Origin of the sequence: Rhodoferax sp. (assembly GCF_034519335.1) — a bacterium.
Taxonomy (GTDB): Bacteria; Pseudomonadota; Gammaproteobacteria; order Burkholderiales; family Burkholderiaceae_C; genus Allorhodoferax.
In genome coordinates this window covers 1-16,002 of sequence record NZ_JAXHOL010000029.1, presented here as the reverse complement: position 1 = coordinate 16,002, position 16,002 = coordinate 1, and the positions used below count along the sequence as shown (strand labels likewise).

The 16,002-nt window shown below is 61.8% G+C and carries 18 protein-coding genes; 8 read left to right on the top strand and 10 right to left on the bottom strand.

Annotated features, from left to right (window positions below):
• Window positions 1-145: 145 nt before the first annotated feature.
• Window positions 146-994, bottom strand: coding sequence for a ScpA family protein (locus U5O12_RS12945; protein WP_322579038.1), 849 nt, complete (start codon window positions 992-994; stop codon window positions 146-148).
• Window positions 995-1,058: 64 nt separating this feature from the next.
• The gene (locus U5O12_RS12940; RefSeq protein WP_322579037.1) at window positions 1,059-1,265 is read right to left on the bottom strand and encodes a DUF3460 family protein; all 207 of its coding nucleotides are present in this window, start codon (window positions 1,263-1,265) and stop codon (window positions 1,059-1,061) included.
• Between the two features lie 92 nt (window positions 1,266-1,357).
• On the opposite strand from U5O12_RS12940, the gene nadC reads away from it, so the two are divergent.
• The 5 genes from nadC to U5O12_RS12915 all read left to right on the top strand — a co-directional run bounded on the left by nadC (window position 1,358) and on the right by U5O12_RS12915 (window position 5,350).
• Window positions 1,358-2,227, top strand: coding sequence for a carboxylating nicotinate-nucleotide diphosphorylase (gene nadC / locus U5O12_RS12935; RefSeq protein WP_322579036.1), 870 nt, complete (start codon window positions 1,358-1,360; stop codon window positions 2,225-2,227).
• On the top strand, window positions 2,227-3,330 hold the full coding sequence (gene nadA / locus U5O12_RS12930) for a quinolinate synthase NadA (RefSeq protein ID WP_322579035.1): 1,104 nt from the start codon (window positions 2,227-2,229) through the stop codon (window positions 3,328-3,330). The genes nadC and nadA overlap by 1 nt, the downstream gene beginning before the upstream one ends.
• A 164-nt stretch (window positions 3,331-3,494) precedes the next feature.
• Window positions 3,495-4,067: a lysozyme inhibitor LprI family protein gene (locus U5O12_RS12925; protein WP_322579034.1), complete on the top strand. Its 573-nt coding sequence runs from the start codon at window positions 3,495-3,497 to the stop codon at window positions 4,065-4,067.
• 250 nt (window positions 4,068-4,317) lie between these two features.
• Window positions 4,318-4,854, top strand: coding sequence for a hypothetical protein (locus U5O12_RS12920; RefSeq protein WP_322579033.1), 537 nt, complete (start codon window positions 4,318-4,320; stop codon window positions 4,852-4,854).
• Between the two features lie 298 nt (window positions 4,855-5,152).
• Window positions 5,153-5,350 (top strand): hypothetical protein, encoded by a 198-nt coding sequence (locus tag U5O12_RS12915; RefSeq protein ID WP_322579032.1) that lies wholly within the window; start codon window positions 5,153-5,155, stop codon window positions 5,348-5,350.
• Window positions 5,351-5,598: 248 nt separating this feature from the next.
• Here the strand turns inward: U5O12_RS12915 and U5O12_RS12910 are convergent, their stop codons facing one another.
• The 4 genes from U5O12_RS12910 to U5O12_RS12895 form a co-directional block, all read right to left on the bottom strand.
• Window positions 5,599-6,369, bottom strand: a complete 771-nt coding sequence (locus tag U5O12_RS12910; RefSeq protein WP_322579031.1) for a DUF3592 domain-containing protein — start codon at window positions 6,367-6,369, stop codon at window positions 5,599-5,601.
• A gap of 82 nt (window positions 6,370-6,451) precedes the next feature.
• Entirely contained in the window at window positions 6,452-6,775 is a 324-nt protein-coding gene (locus U5O12_RS12905; RefSeq protein ID WP_322579030.1) for a rhodanese-like domain-containing protein, read from the bottom strand.
• Window positions 6,776-6,784: 9 nt separating this feature from the next.
• The gene (gene chrA / locus U5O12_RS12900) at window positions 6,785-8,152 is read right to left on the bottom strand and encodes a chromate efflux transporter (RefSeq protein ID WP_322579029.1); all 1,368 of its coding nucleotides are present in this window, start codon (window positions 8,150-8,152) and stop codon (window positions 6,785-6,787) included.
• Window positions 8,149-9,078, bottom strand: a complete 930-nt coding sequence (locus tag U5O12_RS12895; protein ID WP_322579028.1) for a chromate resistance protein ChrB domain-containing protein — start codon at window positions 9,076-9,078, stop codon at window positions 8,149-8,151. The genes chrA and U5O12_RS12895 overlap by 4 nt, the downstream gene beginning before the upstream one ends.
• A 134-nt stretch (window positions 9,079-9,212) precedes the next feature.
• On the opposite strand from U5O12_RS12895, the gene U5O12_RS12890 reads away from it, so the two are divergent.
• Together U5O12_RS12890 and U5O12_RS12885 are read left to right on the top strand one after the other, a co-directional pair.
• Entirely contained in the window at window positions 9,213-9,920 is a 708-nt protein-coding gene (locus U5O12_RS12890) for a glutathione S-transferase N-terminal domain-containing protein (protein WP_322579027.1), read from the top strand.
• A gap of 67 nt (window positions 9,921-9,987) precedes the next feature.
• Window positions 9,988-11,226: an EAL and HDOD domain-containing protein gene (locus tag U5O12_RS12885; RefSeq protein WP_322579026.1), complete on the top strand. Its 1,239-nt coding sequence runs from the start codon at window positions 9,988-9,990 to the stop codon at window positions 11,224-11,226.
• Window positions 11,227-11,317: 91 nt separating this feature from the next.
• On the opposite strand, the gene U5O12_RS12880 is transcribed toward U5O12_RS12885, so the two are convergent.
• The 4 genes from U5O12_RS12880 to uraD are packed head-to-tail and all read right to left on the bottom strand — an operon-like array spanning window position 11,318 to window position 14,906.
• Entirely contained in the window at window positions 11,318-12,628 is a 1,311-nt protein-coding gene (locus U5O12_RS12880; RefSeq protein ID WP_322579025.1) for a TRAP transporter large permease, read from the bottom strand.
• Entirely contained in the window at window positions 12,621-13,241 is a 621-nt protein-coding gene (locus tag U5O12_RS12875; RefSeq protein WP_322579024.1) for a TRAP transporter small permease, read from the bottom strand. Before U5O12_RS12875 ends, U5O12_RS12880 begins: the two co-directional genes overlap by 8 nt.
• A 20-nt stretch (window positions 13,242-13,261) precedes the next feature.
• On the bottom strand, window positions 13,262-14,329 hold the full coding sequence (locus U5O12_RS12870; RefSeq protein WP_322579023.1) for a TRAP transporter substrate-binding protein: 1,068 nt from the start codon (window positions 14,327-14,329) through the stop codon (window positions 13,262-13,264).
• A 37-nt stretch (window positions 14,330-14,366) separates the two neighbouring features.
• On the bottom strand, window positions 14,367-14,906 hold the full coding sequence (gene uraD, locus U5O12_RS12865; protein ID WP_322579022.1) for a 2-oxo-4-hydroxy-4-carboxy-5-ureidoimidazoline decarboxylase: 540 nt from the start codon (window positions 14,904-14,906) through the stop codon (window positions 14,367-14,369).
• Between the two features lie 176 nt (window positions 14,907-15,082).
• Between uraD and U5O12_RS12860 the strand changes: the two genes are divergently transcribed.
• On the top strand, window positions 15,083-15,991 hold the full coding sequence (locus U5O12_RS12860) for a LysR family transcriptional regulator (protein WP_322579021.1): 909 nt from the start codon (window positions 15,083-15,085) through the stop codon (window positions 15,989-15,991).
• The last annotated feature ends 11 nt before the right edge of the window (window positions 15,992-16,002 follow it).

The window sequence follows — 16,002 nt, the reverse complement described above, 5'->3', positions numbered from 1 at the left end:
GGAGTCGCGTTGGTTGCGCTGGAGGCTTGTTCACCGGTCGGGTTCAGGGCCATGGAGGACTCCAAAAAATCGGGATTACCAAGGGTTTGGCGAAAGTGGGGCGAATACTAACCGCAGTTGTCCGCCGCGAAATAGAGAGCCCGGCTCAGGAGGGGGAATACGCCAGGCGCACGTAGATGGGTGCAAAAGCCTCGGCCTGCGTGATTTCGATCAGGGTTTCTTTGGCCAGCTCCAGCAGGGCGATGAAGGTCACGACCAGCACGGGCGCACCCTGGCTGGCGTCGAACAGGTCTTCAAACCCCACAAAGCGCTGGCCCTGGAGGCGCTTGAGCACGATGCTCATGTGCTCGCGCACCGAGAGCTCTTCGCGGCTGATCTTGTGGTGCTGCACCAGGCGGGCGCGTTTCATGATGTCACGCCAGGCCTCTTGCAGGTCGGTCAGGCTCACATCGGGAAAGCGGGGCTGCAGGCTTTGCTCGATGTGGGCGTTGGCCTTCAAAAAGTCGCGCCCGTACTGCGGTATGGCGTTGAGCCGGGCTGCAGCCAGCTTCATCTGCTCGTATTCGAGCAGGCGGCGCACCAGCTCGGCGCGTGGGTCTTCGGCTTCTTCGCCCTCGGCCGTCTTCTTGGGCGGCAGCAGCATGCGCGACTTGATCTCGATCAGCATGGCCGCCATCAGCAGGTACTCGGCCGCCAGCTCCAGGTTGTGCTTGCGGATCTGGTCCACGTAGACCAAATACTGCTTGGTCACGCTGAGCATGGGGATGTCCAGGATGTTGAAGTTTTGCTTGCGGATCAGGTACAGCAGCAAGTCCAGCGGCCCCTCAAAGGCCTCCAGAAACACCTCCAGAGCGTCCGGCGGGATGTACAAATCCTGCGGCATGGCAAACAGCGGCTCGCCATACAGGCGCGCCAACGCCACCCGATCCACCACCTCGGGCATGACGGCGATGTCGGCCGCGTCAGCGCCGCTGTCCGCAGAGAGTGTGCTCATGGTTTGCTATTGAATTGGGAGCTGCTCGCGCAGTATTCACGCGGGCTAGAGGCCTAAAAGGCTCTTATTTGGCGTCGGTCTGGTAGACGTAGGGCTTTTGCGCCACGCGGGCCTGGTTGTAGGCCTTCACCGCGTTGCGGTCCACGCTTTTGTCCCACAGCAGGGCGCGGCCCTGGCGTTGCTCGGCTTCCAGCGTGGGCTTGGCAGTCTTGAGCTGGTCAATGAACTGGGTGGCTTCGGATTGGTAGTCGGGGCGGCGAAAAATGTTCATGGATGAATCCTCGTTGGCGGCCATTTTAGCCGCCATGGGGCTGGTCTTCCCCATGGCAGCTTGGATAGCAAACCCGGTATCCTTGCGGCCCTATGCGCAATTCTGACTTTTCCACCGCCCAGATCGCTGCCCTGGCCCAGGCCGACGTGGCCCGTGCCCTGGCCGAAGACGTGGGGGCGGGCGACCTCACCGCCTCCCTGATCGACCCGACCCGCCGCGCCCGCGCCCGGGTGCTGGCGCGCGAGTCCGCCGTGTTGTGCGGTGAACCCTGGGCCACGGCCGCTGTGCTGGCACTGGACCCATCCGCCGCCGTCATCTGGCATGTGCGCGAAGGCCAGCGCTGCCACGCCGACCAGGTAGTGGTAGAGATCGAAGGCAACGCCCAGGCGCTGCTGACGGCCGAGCGCACCGCGCTCAACTTTTTGCAACTGCTGAGCGCCGTGGCCACCAAGACCGCCAGCTTTGTGTCAGCGGTCGAGTCGGTACCCGGCAACCGCGCCGCCATCGTGGACACCCGCAAAACCCTGCCCGGCCTGCGCATGGCGCAGAAGTACGCGGTGCACCAGGGTGGCGGTACCAACCACCGCATTGGCCTGTTCGACGCCGTGCTGATCAAGGAAAACCACATTGCCGCCGCTGGTGGGGTCACCGCCGCGCTGCAGCGTGCCAGCCAGTTGGCTGCCACGGCCAAGTTCATCGAGGTGGAAGTGGAAACGCTGGACCAGCTGCGCGAGGCGCTGGACTGCGGCGCCCAGATGGTGCTGCTGGACAACATGACCATGGCCCATCTGGTACAAGCCGTGGCCATCAATGCAGGGCGGGCGATTCTGGAAGTGTCGGGTGGTGTGAGCCTTGACACCGTGCGCGCTATCGCCGCCACCGGCGTGGACCGCATCTCGATTGGCGCGCTGACCAAGGACGTGAAGGCCACCGATTTCTCCATGCGCTTTGAGGAGCTGTGATGTCTGCCAGCGATGTGATTGACGTCGAGTACGAGCAACCCGCCTGTTCTACGAAACACGCCTGGGCGCGTGTGCCGGTGGAGCCCACGCCCTCGCAGCGCGTGGCGCTGAAAGACAAGATCAAGCGCCTGCTGAAAGAAAAGAACGCGGTCATGGTGTCGCACTACTACGTGCACCCCGACCTGCAGGACCTGGCCGAAGAAACTGGTGGCCTGGTGAGCGATTCGCTGGAAATGGCCCGCTTTGGCCGCGACCACAGCGCGCAGACGCTGGTGGTGTCGGGCGTGAAGTTCATGGGCGAGACCAGCAAAATCCTGTCGCCACACAAGACCGTGCTCATGCCCGACCTGGACGCCACCTGCTCGCTGGACCTGGGCTGCCCGATTGACGAATTCAGCGCCTTCTGCGACCAGCACCCCGACCGCACCGTGGTAGTCTACGCCAACACCAGCGCCGCCGTGAAGGCGCGTGCTGACTGGCTGGTAACCAGCAGCTGCGCGCTCGACATCGTGCGCGCGCTCAAAGACAAAGGCCAGAAGATTCTGTGGGCGCCCGACAAACACCTGGGCGGCTACATCCAGCGCGAGACCGGCGCCGACATGGTGTTCTGGGAAGGCGCTTGCATCGTGCACGATGAGTTCAAGGCCTTTGAGCTGGAAGCGCTGATCAAGGAACACCCCAAGGCCAAAGTGCTGGTGCACCCCGAGTCCCCCCAAGACATCGTGGCCCTGGCGCATGCGGTGGGCTCCACCAGCGCCATTCTCAAGGCCGCGCAAACGTTGGACGCCGACACCTTCATCGTCGCCACCGACAACGGCATGCTGCACAAGCTGCGTACGCTCAACCCCACCAAGACCTTCATTGAAGCGCCCACGGCGGGCAACAGCGCCACCTGCAAAAGCTGCGCCCACTGCCCGTGGATGGCCATGAACGGCCTAGCCGGCGTGGCCCATGTGCTAGAGCACGGACTGAACGAGATTCAGGTGGACAACCGCTTGATCGACCGCGCACGTTTGCCGATTGACCGCATGCTGGCGTTTACCGCGGCGCTGAAGAACGGGCAGCCGGTGGGGGGGCTGATTCCGAATATTGGGGCGGCCTGAGGTTTAAGGTGTTTTGGCCTGTGGCCCCATTGGAATATGCGCGAGCAGCTATTGGATTGATAGCAATGTCTGGTGTGATGGGTGGGCTCAGAGCTGGGCGAACGGCCCCCCGCCTCATACTGTCAAACGCCCAGAAATCGGCGAGGGGCCATTCCCCCAGCTCTGTGGGTGCGGTGATTGGTGTGCTGACGAAAGACGGGCTGCTGTGGGTCACGGCTGCTTTGCGGCGGAAGCGGGCATTCAGCGACATTGTCCAGTTTGATAGGATTTCTATGGCTCTTCCAATCATTCTTCGTCAACGGACTATGCGGCCGCATCGACTCATTCGCTGTTTTCTAGTCTTATCAGCAACCCTTGCCATTTCGCAATCTGCGTTGTCCCGTGAAGGCGACTTCATTTTTGCGGAGAGGCAGAAGGCGATTTGCTCGGCTGGCGGCCAGAGCGAGATGAATCAATGCATGGCGATTGAATATCGCAAAGTCGAGCGTCGCCTCAATTCCTCGTACACGGAGTTGATTTCAGTTCTCGAGGATGCTCGTGGCATACGCGCATCGCAGCGTGCGTGGTTGAAATACCGTGATGCTGAGTGCTCGGATGACGTCATGCAGTTGGGGCAAGGTAGCCTTCAGCCATTTGCCTATCACTCCTGCATGATTGAATTCACTGAGGAGCGTATTCGTTATCTACGGTGGCATCTTGCGCAGGACTGCAATGGCTGCCCAGTGCGAAAGCAGTAAGTAACCCCTTGCGCTGAACGGACTGGCAACGTTAACTCAAGATTGCGCGCCTGTTCTAGAGTTAGCAAAAGTCACCTAACAGTCTCTAGGCGCCTCGGTCTTGCGGCGGAATCGGTCGATAGAAAATTCACCCGAATGGGGGATGGGCAAGTCCTCCAGCACCGGTCAGAATTGTGGCGGATGCAGACCTCACATAGCTAATGGCACATAGCAGTCAAATACTCAACTCCACACCCTGGAACCGCCATAGATGAAAACTTCACGACTCTTACTTTTCACCGCCGCCACATTACTGGCAATTTCGAAAGCAGCTTCGGCAGCGCCAGACATTGTGGCCTGCGACCTCTTAGACGAGCCCGCGATCTCCGCGCTTATTGGTGTGAAGACAAAGCCTGATTCGAATCGATACAAGGAAGTTTTCGATGGTGTGAAAATTAGTAACTGCATGTTTCGCTCGGAACGGCAGTCAGTGATGGTTACCTTGGCAGAGTACTCATCTAATGCGGACGCAAACAAGTCCTATATGCTTGCTCGCAAAGAAACCGCGAAAGCGAAGACGATTGACAACGTGAAAATCCAGTACGCGGTGGATGACGAGAATGCACTTGGAGACAAAGCGTACTGGTACCGGTTGGCGTCGGAACAGTTCGGATTGACAGCCATAAAAGGGAATCGAGGGTTGACGATAAACATTCATTTCGACGATGAGGCAACCGGAACGCAGACAATTCCGCGCTTGAAGGAACGCAGTCGCCCTCTTCTGCAGGCTGCATTGCGAAAGATTTGACTGTGGCGGTGAGGTCAAACCTTTCAGTCAACACGGAAGCTCGGCGACATGCTCCGCTGCTAAGCTCCTGTCACCAGGTTGCAGGTACTTCTAACATTAACTCAGCATTTGCGTGTCTGCTTTAGAGCAGTGCACATGTCCGCTTCCAGTCTGTAGGTGCCTCGGTCTCGGGGCGTAAGTAGGGACCCAATTGGCGATGAAATCACAACTTAGATTCCGAGTGAGCACCATGCTGATATGCGTGGGTTTGCTTCTACTTCCATGGGCATCTAATTTTTTTGCCATTCCAAAGTTACCTATGAAATGGAGCGAATTTCAGCATTTTTTGGACGTCATCATTCTTGATGTTGGGCCGCAATTATTCTTTGTGGCATTCTTGTTTGCTTCCATCGTTCTTATAAAGACCGGCTGGCGTCGCCAATGGATCTGTGCACTTCAAGCTCTCGGGGAAATGGCTGCTTGCGTCTTCGCAATAACGTTGGTTCCCGCGTATTGATCTGACATTTCAACGCTGAAGGGAAAGTCCGCAACCAGTCTGAAGCAGCTGCCTTCGGATCCAAATGTTTCTCTGTTGAACGGACGCCCCATGGCGATGAAGAGTGAATATCCAATGAGCATGTCGCCTCTGACCATTGGAAGGGGCTGATATTTAAGCCTTTTCGGCCCCTAGCCCCAGTGGAATATGCGCAAACTGCTATCAAATAAATAGCAATCCAAGCGCTTCTGCCACACACATAACCCCACCTATTCCCCTTTTCCCCGCGTAAACAGCGTCACCAGCAGGGGCAGCAGCGCCAGCGTAAACAGGGTGCACAGGCAGGCGACCCAAAGCGGGTAGCCGTCCGGGTTGCCCAGGGCGAAGTATTTGAGTGCTACATAGCCCAGGGCCAGCGCCATCAGCAGGCTGACGCCGGGCAAGAAGACGCGCAGCAGGAAGGTCGTGCCGAAGGCGGCCACGCCTGCCATAGGGCGGCCCAGTGCGTACCAGAGTGCGGCCCACAGGAAGTAGCCCAGGATGAACAGCATGACGCAGGCCCCCAGCCACAGGCCCACGCTGCGGGGGCTGAGTTCGGTGGCCGTGCGGTCGCCCGGTGCGTACACCACGGTGAGTCGGCTCCCTTCACGCGGAATGTCGGTGGACGCTACCGAGTTGGACAGCTCTAGCGACTCCCCATCGGGCCCGGCAAAGCGCACCTGGGCGGTGTGCATCAGGCGCTGGCCGCGCACGGTGCGACCGCTGGAGTCTTTCTCTTCGTAGTCGCGCAACTCGGAGGTGTGGCCCACCACGGTGGCGCTGTAGCTCGGTTTGGTGGCCAGGGCGTACAGCGCCTGACCAGTCCAGTACGTGAAGGGCACAAACAAGGCAATCAAAGCAAAGAAGATGATGACGATCAGCGCGCTGCCGCCCTTCTTGCCAGAACTGCGCCGCGACACGCGCCGCCCCAGCCAGATGGCGGCGGCAAGGAACACGGCGCTGCTCGCCAGAAACACCTGGCCTGCAGAGGTCAGTTGCATGGTGGTGCCCGGTCTGGCTGGCCCTGGAGATGTGCGGGATGTGGGGGCATGGGGGGCCATTCTAGGCACCCCGTTTGTGCAGTCAGCGTAGCGGCTCGGTGGCCAAGCCTGCTGCTTGCCAGGCGGCAATGCCGCCCTCCAGGTAGCGCACGTTCAGCCCCATGACGCGCAGCACGGTGGTCAGGCCCTGGCTGATCTCGTGGCCGTGCGCGCAGTACACCACCACGGGTGTGTCTCTGGGCACCTGGTCTTTCCAGTCCAGCCACAGGGCCGGGTTGTGCCACTGGGCGTGGGCAATCTGAGTGCCGTCGCGCAGGCGGGCGCCGTCGCGCCGCACATCCAGCAAGGTGAAGGCCTGCCCTTGTGCCTGCAGTTGGGCAAGTTCGGTGGCGGTGATGGCGGTCATGGGGTTCTCCTAGTGAATGAATGACAACAGCAAACCAAGCAGTGCGCACGCCGCGATGACGTGCATCACGTTGCGCTTGTAGCGGAACAGTGCGATGGCCGCGGCCAGCGCAATCAGCGCAGCCACGGCATCGAAGCTGCCCGCAAAGCCCTGCGGCCACAACACGTGGTAGCCAAAAAACAGCGTGAGGTTGAGGATGACACCCACCACCGCTGCGGTAATGCCGGTGAGTGGCGCGGTGAATGCCATGTTGTTGTGGGTGCTCTCCACCAGCGGGCCGCCCGCAAGGATGAACAGGAAGGAGGGCAAGAAGGTGAACCAGGTGACCAGGCAGGCTGCAATGGCACCGGCCGCAAACAGATGCTCCGGCCCCAACACGGCCTTGGCATAGCCGCCCACAAAGGCCACAAACGCCACCACCATGATCAGCGGCCCCGGCGTGGTTTCGCCCAGCGCCAGCCCGTCGATCATTTGCGTGGGCGTAAGCCAACCGTAGTGCCCCACCGCGCCTTGGTACACATAGGGCAGCACCGCATAGGCGCCGCCAAAGGTGAGCAGGGCCGCCTTGGTGAAGAACCAGCCCATTTGCGTGAAGGTGTGCTCCCAACCCAGGCCCCAGGTCAGCGCACCCATGGGCAGCGCCCACAGCACGGCGCCCACCAGCACCACCGTGGCCAGTCGGCCCCAGTGGAAGCGTGCGTGGGCCGGTGTGGGAGTGGTGTCGTCAATCAGCGCGGCGCCAAAATGCTTGGCCGCTGCACCGTGTCCGCCCGTGCTGTTGAACAGGGCCGGCGCCCAGCGCCCACCGGCGTAGCCCAGCAGGGCCGCGCCCAGCACAATGAGCGGGAAGGGCACTTGCAATGCAAAGATGGCCACAAACGAGGCCGCGGCAATGCCCCACAAGGCCCGGTTTTTGAGCGAGCGCGAGCCGATGCGGTGCGCCGCCTGCAGCACGATGGCAGTCACTGCAGGTTTGATGCCGTAGAACATGCCGGCCACCCAGTCCACTTCGCCAAACGCGATGTAGACCCAGGACAGGCCGACCAGAATGAACAGCGAAGGCAGCACAAACAGCGCGCCCGCCACCACACCGCCCCAGGTGCGGTGCATGAGCCAGCCGATGTAGGTGGCGAGCTGCTGCGCCTCGGGGCCGGGCAGCAGCATGCAGTAGTTCAGCGCGTGCAAAAAGCGCTTTTCCGAGATCCAGCGCCGCCGCTCCACCAGCTCGGTGTGCATGATGGCAATTTGCCCGGCGGGCCCGCCAAAGCTGATGAAGCCCAGCTTGAGCCAGAAGGCGAAGGCCTGCCAGAAGGACACGGGTGCGGGCACTGCGGTGGGGTTCAGGGTGTCATTGGGCATGGGGTGCGCGGGGCTCATGGGGTGGGCTCAAAGTGGTGGAGCAGGGCATCAAACACGGCACTGGCGGCCTGCAGCAGTTGGTCGTCGTCGGGGATGTTGGCGCGCAGGCCGGCCAGCACGGCCTCCATGCCGCTGGCCTCGGGCGGCTGCACACCACCGGCATCCAAAAAGTGCACCAGTGCGCCCAGGCGCTGCAGGGCCGGGCCCTCCAGTGCAAAACTGGCCAGCAGCACCTCAAAGGTCACGCGCCCGTCCACATGGCTGAAGGTGGCGCCATCAAAGTCAAAGCCCAGGGCGTCGGCCGGGCAATCTTGCGGCTGGGCCAGCCACAGGATGCGGGCCTGCGGGTCGATGTGGCGCCGTATCAGCCAGGCGCTGGCCAGCCGGTCTACCCAAGGGCGGGCGCGGGTGGCCCAGGTGCGGCCCTGGTAGGGGGCGCGTTGCAGCACGGCAATGCGTCCGGCCACCGATTGCGGTTCATCGGGTGCGGCGGCGCGGGCGATGGCGGCTTCCAGGGCCTGCAGTGCGGCCTCGACCTGGCGCTGGGCCTCGGCCGGGAAAAAATCGGTCTCGGCCACTTGGGCGAAAGCCTTGCGCGCCTTGCGGCACAGCCGGGTGGCCTCGGCCCTGTCACCGGCGGCCAGCAGGGCCTGGATGGGGGGCAGGTCGGCCAGCAGCGCGGCAAAGTCGGCGCTGCGGTCAAACAGGGCGGTGAAGGTTGCGTTGGTCGGCTCCTGCACCGCCATCACATAGGCGCTGCCGCCGCCAGCCACCACATCGGCCGCGACCGACTCCAGCAAGCTGCGGCAGACGGGGCGCTCGGGCATCAGATAGACACCGTCCTTGAGCACGGCCGCGCCGCTGGCTTTGAGCGCACGCCAGGCCCGCATGCGGGCGGTGGCGTTTTCGGTGGGCAGGCTGGTGATGAGGGTGATCCAAGACATTGGTAGATTATTCTTCAAATATGTAAATTAATCTACATAAATTTGCAAAATGCTCGCTTGGAGATTGAAATGGCCTGCGCAGCACACAGGTCATGCGTGAGCAGCTATTCTTTTTGTAGTTATTAGGAGTTTTTATGTCGTCCGCATCCGCCTTGTCCGCCTTCCCCATCACCACCAAATGGCCCGCCCAGCACCCCGACCGCCTGCAGCTGTACTCGCTGCCCACGCCCAATGGCGTGAAGGTGAGCATTGCGCTGGAAGAGCTGGGCCTGCCCTACGAGCCACACCTGGTGAGCTTTCAGACCAACGACCAGCTCACGCCCGAGTTCATCTCGCTCAATCCCAACAACAAGATCCCGGCCATCATTGACCCCAACGGCCCCGGCGGTCAGCCGCTGGCGCTGTTCGAGTCTGGTGCCATCCTCATTTACCTGGCCGAGAAAACTGGCCAGCTCATGTCGACGGATGCGGCCAAGCGCTACGAGACCATCCAGTGGGTGATGTTCCAGATGGGTGGTATCGGCCCCATGTTTGGGCAGCTGGGTTTCTTTCACAAATTTGCCGGCAAAGACTTTGAAGACAAGCGCCCGCGCGACCGCTATGTGGCCGAGAGCACACGCCTGCTGGGTGTGCTGGACAAACACCTGCAGGGCCGTGACTGGGTCATGGGGGCGGACTACAGCATTGCCGACATTGCCATCTTTCCGTGGGTGCGCAATCTGATTGGTTTTTACGGCGCGGGCGACCTGGTGGGTTTTGCCGATTTCCCCAACGTGGCCCGTGTGCTGGCCACGTTTGTGGCGCGCCCGGCCGTGGAGCGGGGGCTTTCCATTCCGGCCTGACAAAGCTCAGGCATCATGCAGGGGCAGGGAGGCGGTGGCACCCCCATCGCCTTGTAGAAAGGTAGCCGTGAATTCTCCAGACGCAGACATCTCTGACGCATCCAGCTTTTCCATTGCCCGCCAGCACATCGTGGACGCCGACAAGTCCATCGTGGGCTACGAGCTGTTCAATCGCTCCCAAGGTGCGCGCCCGCATTCGCTGGCCAGCGATGTGTCGCTGGTGCTCAACGTCATGGCGCAGAGCAGCAGCAAGCTGGTCAATGGCCAGGCCGACCTGTTTATCAACGCCACCCACGAGAGCCTGACCGGCTCGCACTGGGACTTTTTGGTGCCGCAGCGCACCATCATCGAGGTGCCGCCCTTTCCCGGGCACGATGTGGCGGGCATTGAAGAAGCGCGGCTGAAGATGATGACACTGCGCAAACGCGGCTTCCGGCTGGCGTTTAACCACACGGTGGTGGCACCGGTCTACAAGTCCTGGCAGGGCATTGCCGATTTTGTGAAAGTGGACGTGCGTGCCATCGACCCCACCAAACTCAAGGCGCTGGTAGACGCCATCCACACCCGTACGGGCGCCATTGCGGTGGCCGAGAAGGTGGAGAGTGCGGCGCAGTTTGAGGTGTTCCGTGACATCGGGTTTCACTTCTTCCAGGGCTACTGGTTTTCACGGCCCGAGGTGCTCAAGAGCCAGGTGGTCAGCCCCAGCCAGGCCAGTGCGGCCAACCTGTTCAACAAGCTGCGCAGCGAGGCCGATGTGGACGAGATCGAGCTCGCCATCAAAAAGGACGCGGCGCTGGGCTACAACCTGCTGCGCCTGATCAACTCCGCCGGCCTGGGCCTGCGCACCAAGATCACGTCCATCCGCCAGGCAGTGATGCTGCTGGGCAACGAGCGCCTGCAGCGCTGGGCTGCCATGCTGATGACAGCGGGGGTGGACGGCAAGCCCAGCCTGGCCGGCAATATGGCGGTGGTGCGGGCCAAGATGATGGAGTTGCTGGGCGCCAAGACCTTGTCGCCCGAAGAGCAGGAGGAGGCTTTTTTGATTGGCCTCTTCTCCCTGCTGGACCGCATGCTGGGCTGCACGCTGGCAGAGGCCTTGTCCATGTTGGGCCTCGATGGTGTCATCACCGAGGCCTTGCTCAAAGGCACCGGCAAATACATGGACCTGCTGGCCATGGCCATTGCCTGCGAAATGGAAGACGCCACCATTTTTTCAGAGGCCGCGCAGCGGCTGGAGCTCTCCTACCGCGAGATCAACGTGGCCCACATGGAAGCCATCGTCTGGGCCGATGCGGTGTACCAGTAGGGTGCCTCGCACCAGATCTTGCCTGCATGCCAAATATGCTAGGAAGGTCCGTGGATATTGCGCGAATAGCTCTTGATTTGGTAGCAAGCTCTCAGGTCCCGGTGACGCCGGGCAGCCACATCACGATGGACGGGAAGAACCAGATCAGCGCCACCAGGGCCAACATGATCAGCAGGAAAGGCAGCACGCCGTAGATCACGTCCAGGATGTTGCCCTCACCGCGCACGCCTTGCACCACATACAGGTTCATGCCTACCGGGGGGGTAATGAGCGCCAGCTCTGCCATGATGACCAGGAAGATGCCGAACCACACCGGGTCTATGCCCAGCGCCACCACGATGGGGAAGACGATGGGAATGGTGCCCACCACCATGGCCAGTGCATCCAGAAAGCAACCCAGGATCAGGTAGAGGATGGTGAGCACCAGAATGATCTGGCCGGGGCTGGCCTGCATGCCGGTGACAAACTTGGTCAGCATGTCGGGCACACCCATCATGCCCAGCACAAAGTTCAGGTAAAACGCGGCCGCTGCAATCAGCATGATCATGGCCGTGATGGACAGCGTGGTCAGAAACGACTCATGCAGCATCTTGATACTGAGGCGGCCGTAGCCAGCACACAGCAGCAAGGAAACCACCACGCCCAACGCCGCAGACTCGGTGGGAGTGGCCCAGCCGGCGTAGATGCTGCCCATCACAAACACAATCACGGTGAGCGGCGGCACCAGGTCGAGCAGGCGCAGCAGTTTGTCTTTAAGCGGCGCGGGTGCTTCCTTGGTGCCCGCATACGAGGGCTTCCAGAGGCACACCACCACAATCACCGCCATGAACAATGCCGTGAGCAGCAGGCCCGGCACCACGCCCGCGGCATACAGCTTGCCCACCGAGGTGTTGGTCATGGCGCCGTAAATGATCATGTTGATCGATGGTGGAATCAGGATGCCCAGCGTGGCGCCGGCTGCAATGGTGCCCAGCACCAGGCGGGCGTTGTAGCCACGTTGCTTGAAGGCAGGCAAGGCCACGGTGCCAATGGTGGCAGCCGTCGCCACCGAGGAGCCAGACACCGCCGCGAACAAGGCCGAGGCCCCAATGTTGGAGTGCAGCAATCCGCCCGGCAAGGGTGAGAGCCAGTCCGACAACGCGCGGTACATCTTGTCGGTAAAGCCTCCGCGCACCAGCAGTTCGCCCAACAAGATGAAAAGGGGCACCGACACCAGCACGAAGTTGTTGTTGGCGCTCCAGTACTGGGTACCGTACTCCAGCGCTACCGGCCAGCCCAGGTACATCACCGCGCCCAGCAGGCTCAGCAAAAACATCACAAAGGCCACATGCAGGCCCAGACTCATCAGGGCGATGAGCAGCACAAAGCCGGCCGCGACGGCGGCCATCGAAATATCAGCCATGGGTGGCTCCTTGCATGCCTGCCGCGCTGGCGGTGCCGCGCGCCTTGAGTTCGGCCAGCTCGGCCTCCAGTTCCTCTTGTGCGCTGGTGGGGCCGTACCACGCGTTCAGCTCGGGACGCTGGCGCACCAGCAGATAGAGGGCATGTCCGGCATAGGCCAGCGAGATCAGGGCCAGCAGCACCAGGCCCAGCACCCAGGCAGACTGCGGAATCCACAGCGGCAGTTCCAGGTTGGGGGCGCTGCTCTTGAACTCCAGCGTTTCCATCAGCACGTTCAGTCCGCGCCACGCGGCGAAGGTGGCGAAGAAGGCAAAGGTCGCCATGCCCAGTGTGTTCAAAACCCGCTGCACCGGCCGCGGAAAACGCACCAAAAACACGTCCACCCGCGTGTGGCTGCGCTGTGCCATGGCGTACGAGGCGCCAATGGCCGCACTGATGGCGAGCACAAAGCCACCGAGCTCGTCGATGCCTTTGAAGGAGGTGTTGAACAGCTTGCGGCCCAGCACTTCAAGGCTGAGGGCAATGGCGTAGCCCAGTACCACCCACCCGCACGCCAGCGTGGCAAAACGGGCGGCCGGCGCAATGGCATGGCTGATGGGGTTGGTACTGGACATGGCTTGGGTTTCCAGCGTGATTAGTTGATCTTCATGCCGCGGGCTTTGCCCACGGTGGCATTCCAGGTGTCGCTGCACTTGGGGTCCACCTTGTTGCAAGCGGTCTTCCACATGGGCAACACGGTGGCCGCAGACGCCGCTTTGACTTTGGCTTCGTCATCCGCCGTCACGGGCACCAAGTTCATCTTGAACGGGGTGCCGCTCTTGCAAGCCTTGCCGGTGTTGCAGGCAATGGAGTCCGCGGTGCCTTCTTCGGCCAAGTCCCACATCTGGTCTTCCATCTTCTTGAACTCGGCGGAAATCTTGGCTTGCTGGGCGGGTGTGAGCTTGTTCCAGAAGTCCAGGTTCACAAAGTGACCTTGCACCGAGCCAGCCACGGCCAGGGGGTAGAAGTACTGCGTCACTTCCGGCCACTTGCCGGAGTTGCCGGAGTTAGCGGAGGTGACACCACAGTCCACCACGCCGTTGCCCAGTGCCGAATACACCTCGGAGAACGAGAGCGTGACGGGCGTGGCGCCCAGGTTTTGCAGCATGGCCGACATGCTGGGGGTGAAGCTGCGGATCTTCAGGCCCTTGAAGTCGGCAATCGATTTGATGGGTTTGTTGCAGAAGAAGACCTGGGGGCCAAAGGGCCACAGGGTCAGCGCCTTGGCCTTGAATTTCTCTTGCAGGCGCTGGTCGAAGACCTGGCGGTAGGCCTCCATGGAGTCGCGCAGCATCGTCATGTTGGTGGACACACCGGCCAGGTCAATGCCTTCAAAGAACGGGTCGTCGCGGGCGACGCTGCCAATCTGCACCGACATCACATCAAAGATGTTGGAGCGCAGCAGGCGCAGTGCATCGTCGGGTTTCACGTTCACCACGTCCATGGGGTTGAACTTCACATCCATGTTGATGCCGGTGGCCTTGGGCAGGCCGGTGAAGAAGGGGCGCTCGATGCCATCGGAGTGGCGCACGTTGGACGAGAAGTTGCCCGCCACACGCATGGTGAAGTCGGCCGCCAGGGCCAGGCCGGTGCTGCCTGCCAATGCGGTTGCCAGGGCCATGGAGGCCAGCACTCGGTTCAGTCGGGGTTGCTTGATTGTCATGGTGGTTCCTAAGAGTGGGTGAAGAAGGCGAAAGGGTTTAGGCGTGAATCAGGGCGTTCAGGCGCAAGAGCGCGATGGCGGCCACCTGGCGCAAGGCTTCGGGCAGCTCTGTCTCGGGGCTGTGGGCCACCCGCTGGGCAAACACCGCAAAAATGCTGGCCTTGGTGTGCTGGCCCACACACACAATGAAAGGGAAACCGTGGCGTTGCAGGTAGGCGGCATTCAGCGCGGTGATCTGCTGCATTTCCTCGGGGCTCAGGGCATTGAGCCCGGCGCGCGATTGTTCTTGGGTCGACGCGCTGGTGAGCTCGCCGCGCTGGGCGGCCTTGCCCGCCAGCTCAGGGTGGGCACGCAGCAGGGCCAGTTTTTCTGCAGCGCTGGCGCGGTCGACCACGCCCACCATCACCGCATGTAACGCAGCCAGGTCTGCAAAGGGCCGGGCGGCAAAAGCGCGTTGGGCCACCCAGGGGGAATGCTCAAACACTTCGCCCAACAGCGCCACAAAGTCGGTTTCGGGCAAGGCGTTCAGGGCCTCCAGCCGGAGCGGCGTGTGGGCGGGGTGAAGCGTGGCGTGCATATCAGTGGTGCCTTGGTTGGGTAAAAGCAATAAGCGAGCCGGGCTGCCGGTGCCGCTTGGCTCCTGGCGCTCAACCCACCCATAAAAGTTTAGGACTGGCATCTGCACCGTGCGCGTGCGCTTTGTTATGACTGGCATAACATGTGCTTCGCCGCTGGCAACTCTGGAGATTTGCCATGGCGCGCCCCAATGACCCCCTGGATACCTACCTGTTGCGGGTGCTGGTATCCCTGCTGACCGAGCGCAACCTCACGCGGGTGGCCACCCGCATGAACCAGACCCAGCCCGCCATCAGTGCGGCCTTGCGCAAGTTGCGTCTGGTGTTCAACGACGAGTTGTTGGTGCGCAGCGGCAACGCCATGGTGCCCACGCCGCGCGGCATGGAGGTGCTGGAAACCGCGCGTGGCGCTTTGTCAGAGATTGACCGTCTGTTTACCGGCGGTGAGCAGTTCGAGGCGCTCACCACCCAGCAGCTGTTCAAGATTGGCTGCCCGGACTATCTGTCCACCGTGTTCATGGCCGGGGTGGCCAAGGCCTTGCGCCGCGACGCCCCCAATGCCCGCCTGATGGTGCACCCGCTGGGGCCGGGCTATGACTTTGAAGAGGCACTGGCCAACGGCGAGCTGGACGTGGTGATTGGCAACTGGCCCGAGCCACCCGAGCACCTGCACACCGCCCCCCTGCTGGAGGACGATGTGGTGGTGCTCATGGACCGCAGCAACCCGCTGGCGCGCAGCCCCATGACGCGGGAGCAGTATTTGCACGCACCGCATGTGGTGCCGCTGCCGTATTCGTCCAGCCACCGCGGTGTCATCGACAAATATTTGGCCACCCACCGGCTCACGCGCAACGCACGCATGGTGGTGCCTTTCTTCAGCATGGCGCCCAATATGTTGCCTGGCACCGATTTGATCTTCACCATCAGCCGCCACTTTGCCGAGCACTATGCCTGCACCCTGCCGCTCACGGTGGTGCCCTGTCCCATCGACTACCCCCGCATGCGCTTCTACCAAATCTGGCATGGGCGCAACCAACGCTCACCCGCCCAGCGCTGGTTTCGCCAGGTGCTCAAAGAAGGTGGCTGACCGCATGTTGC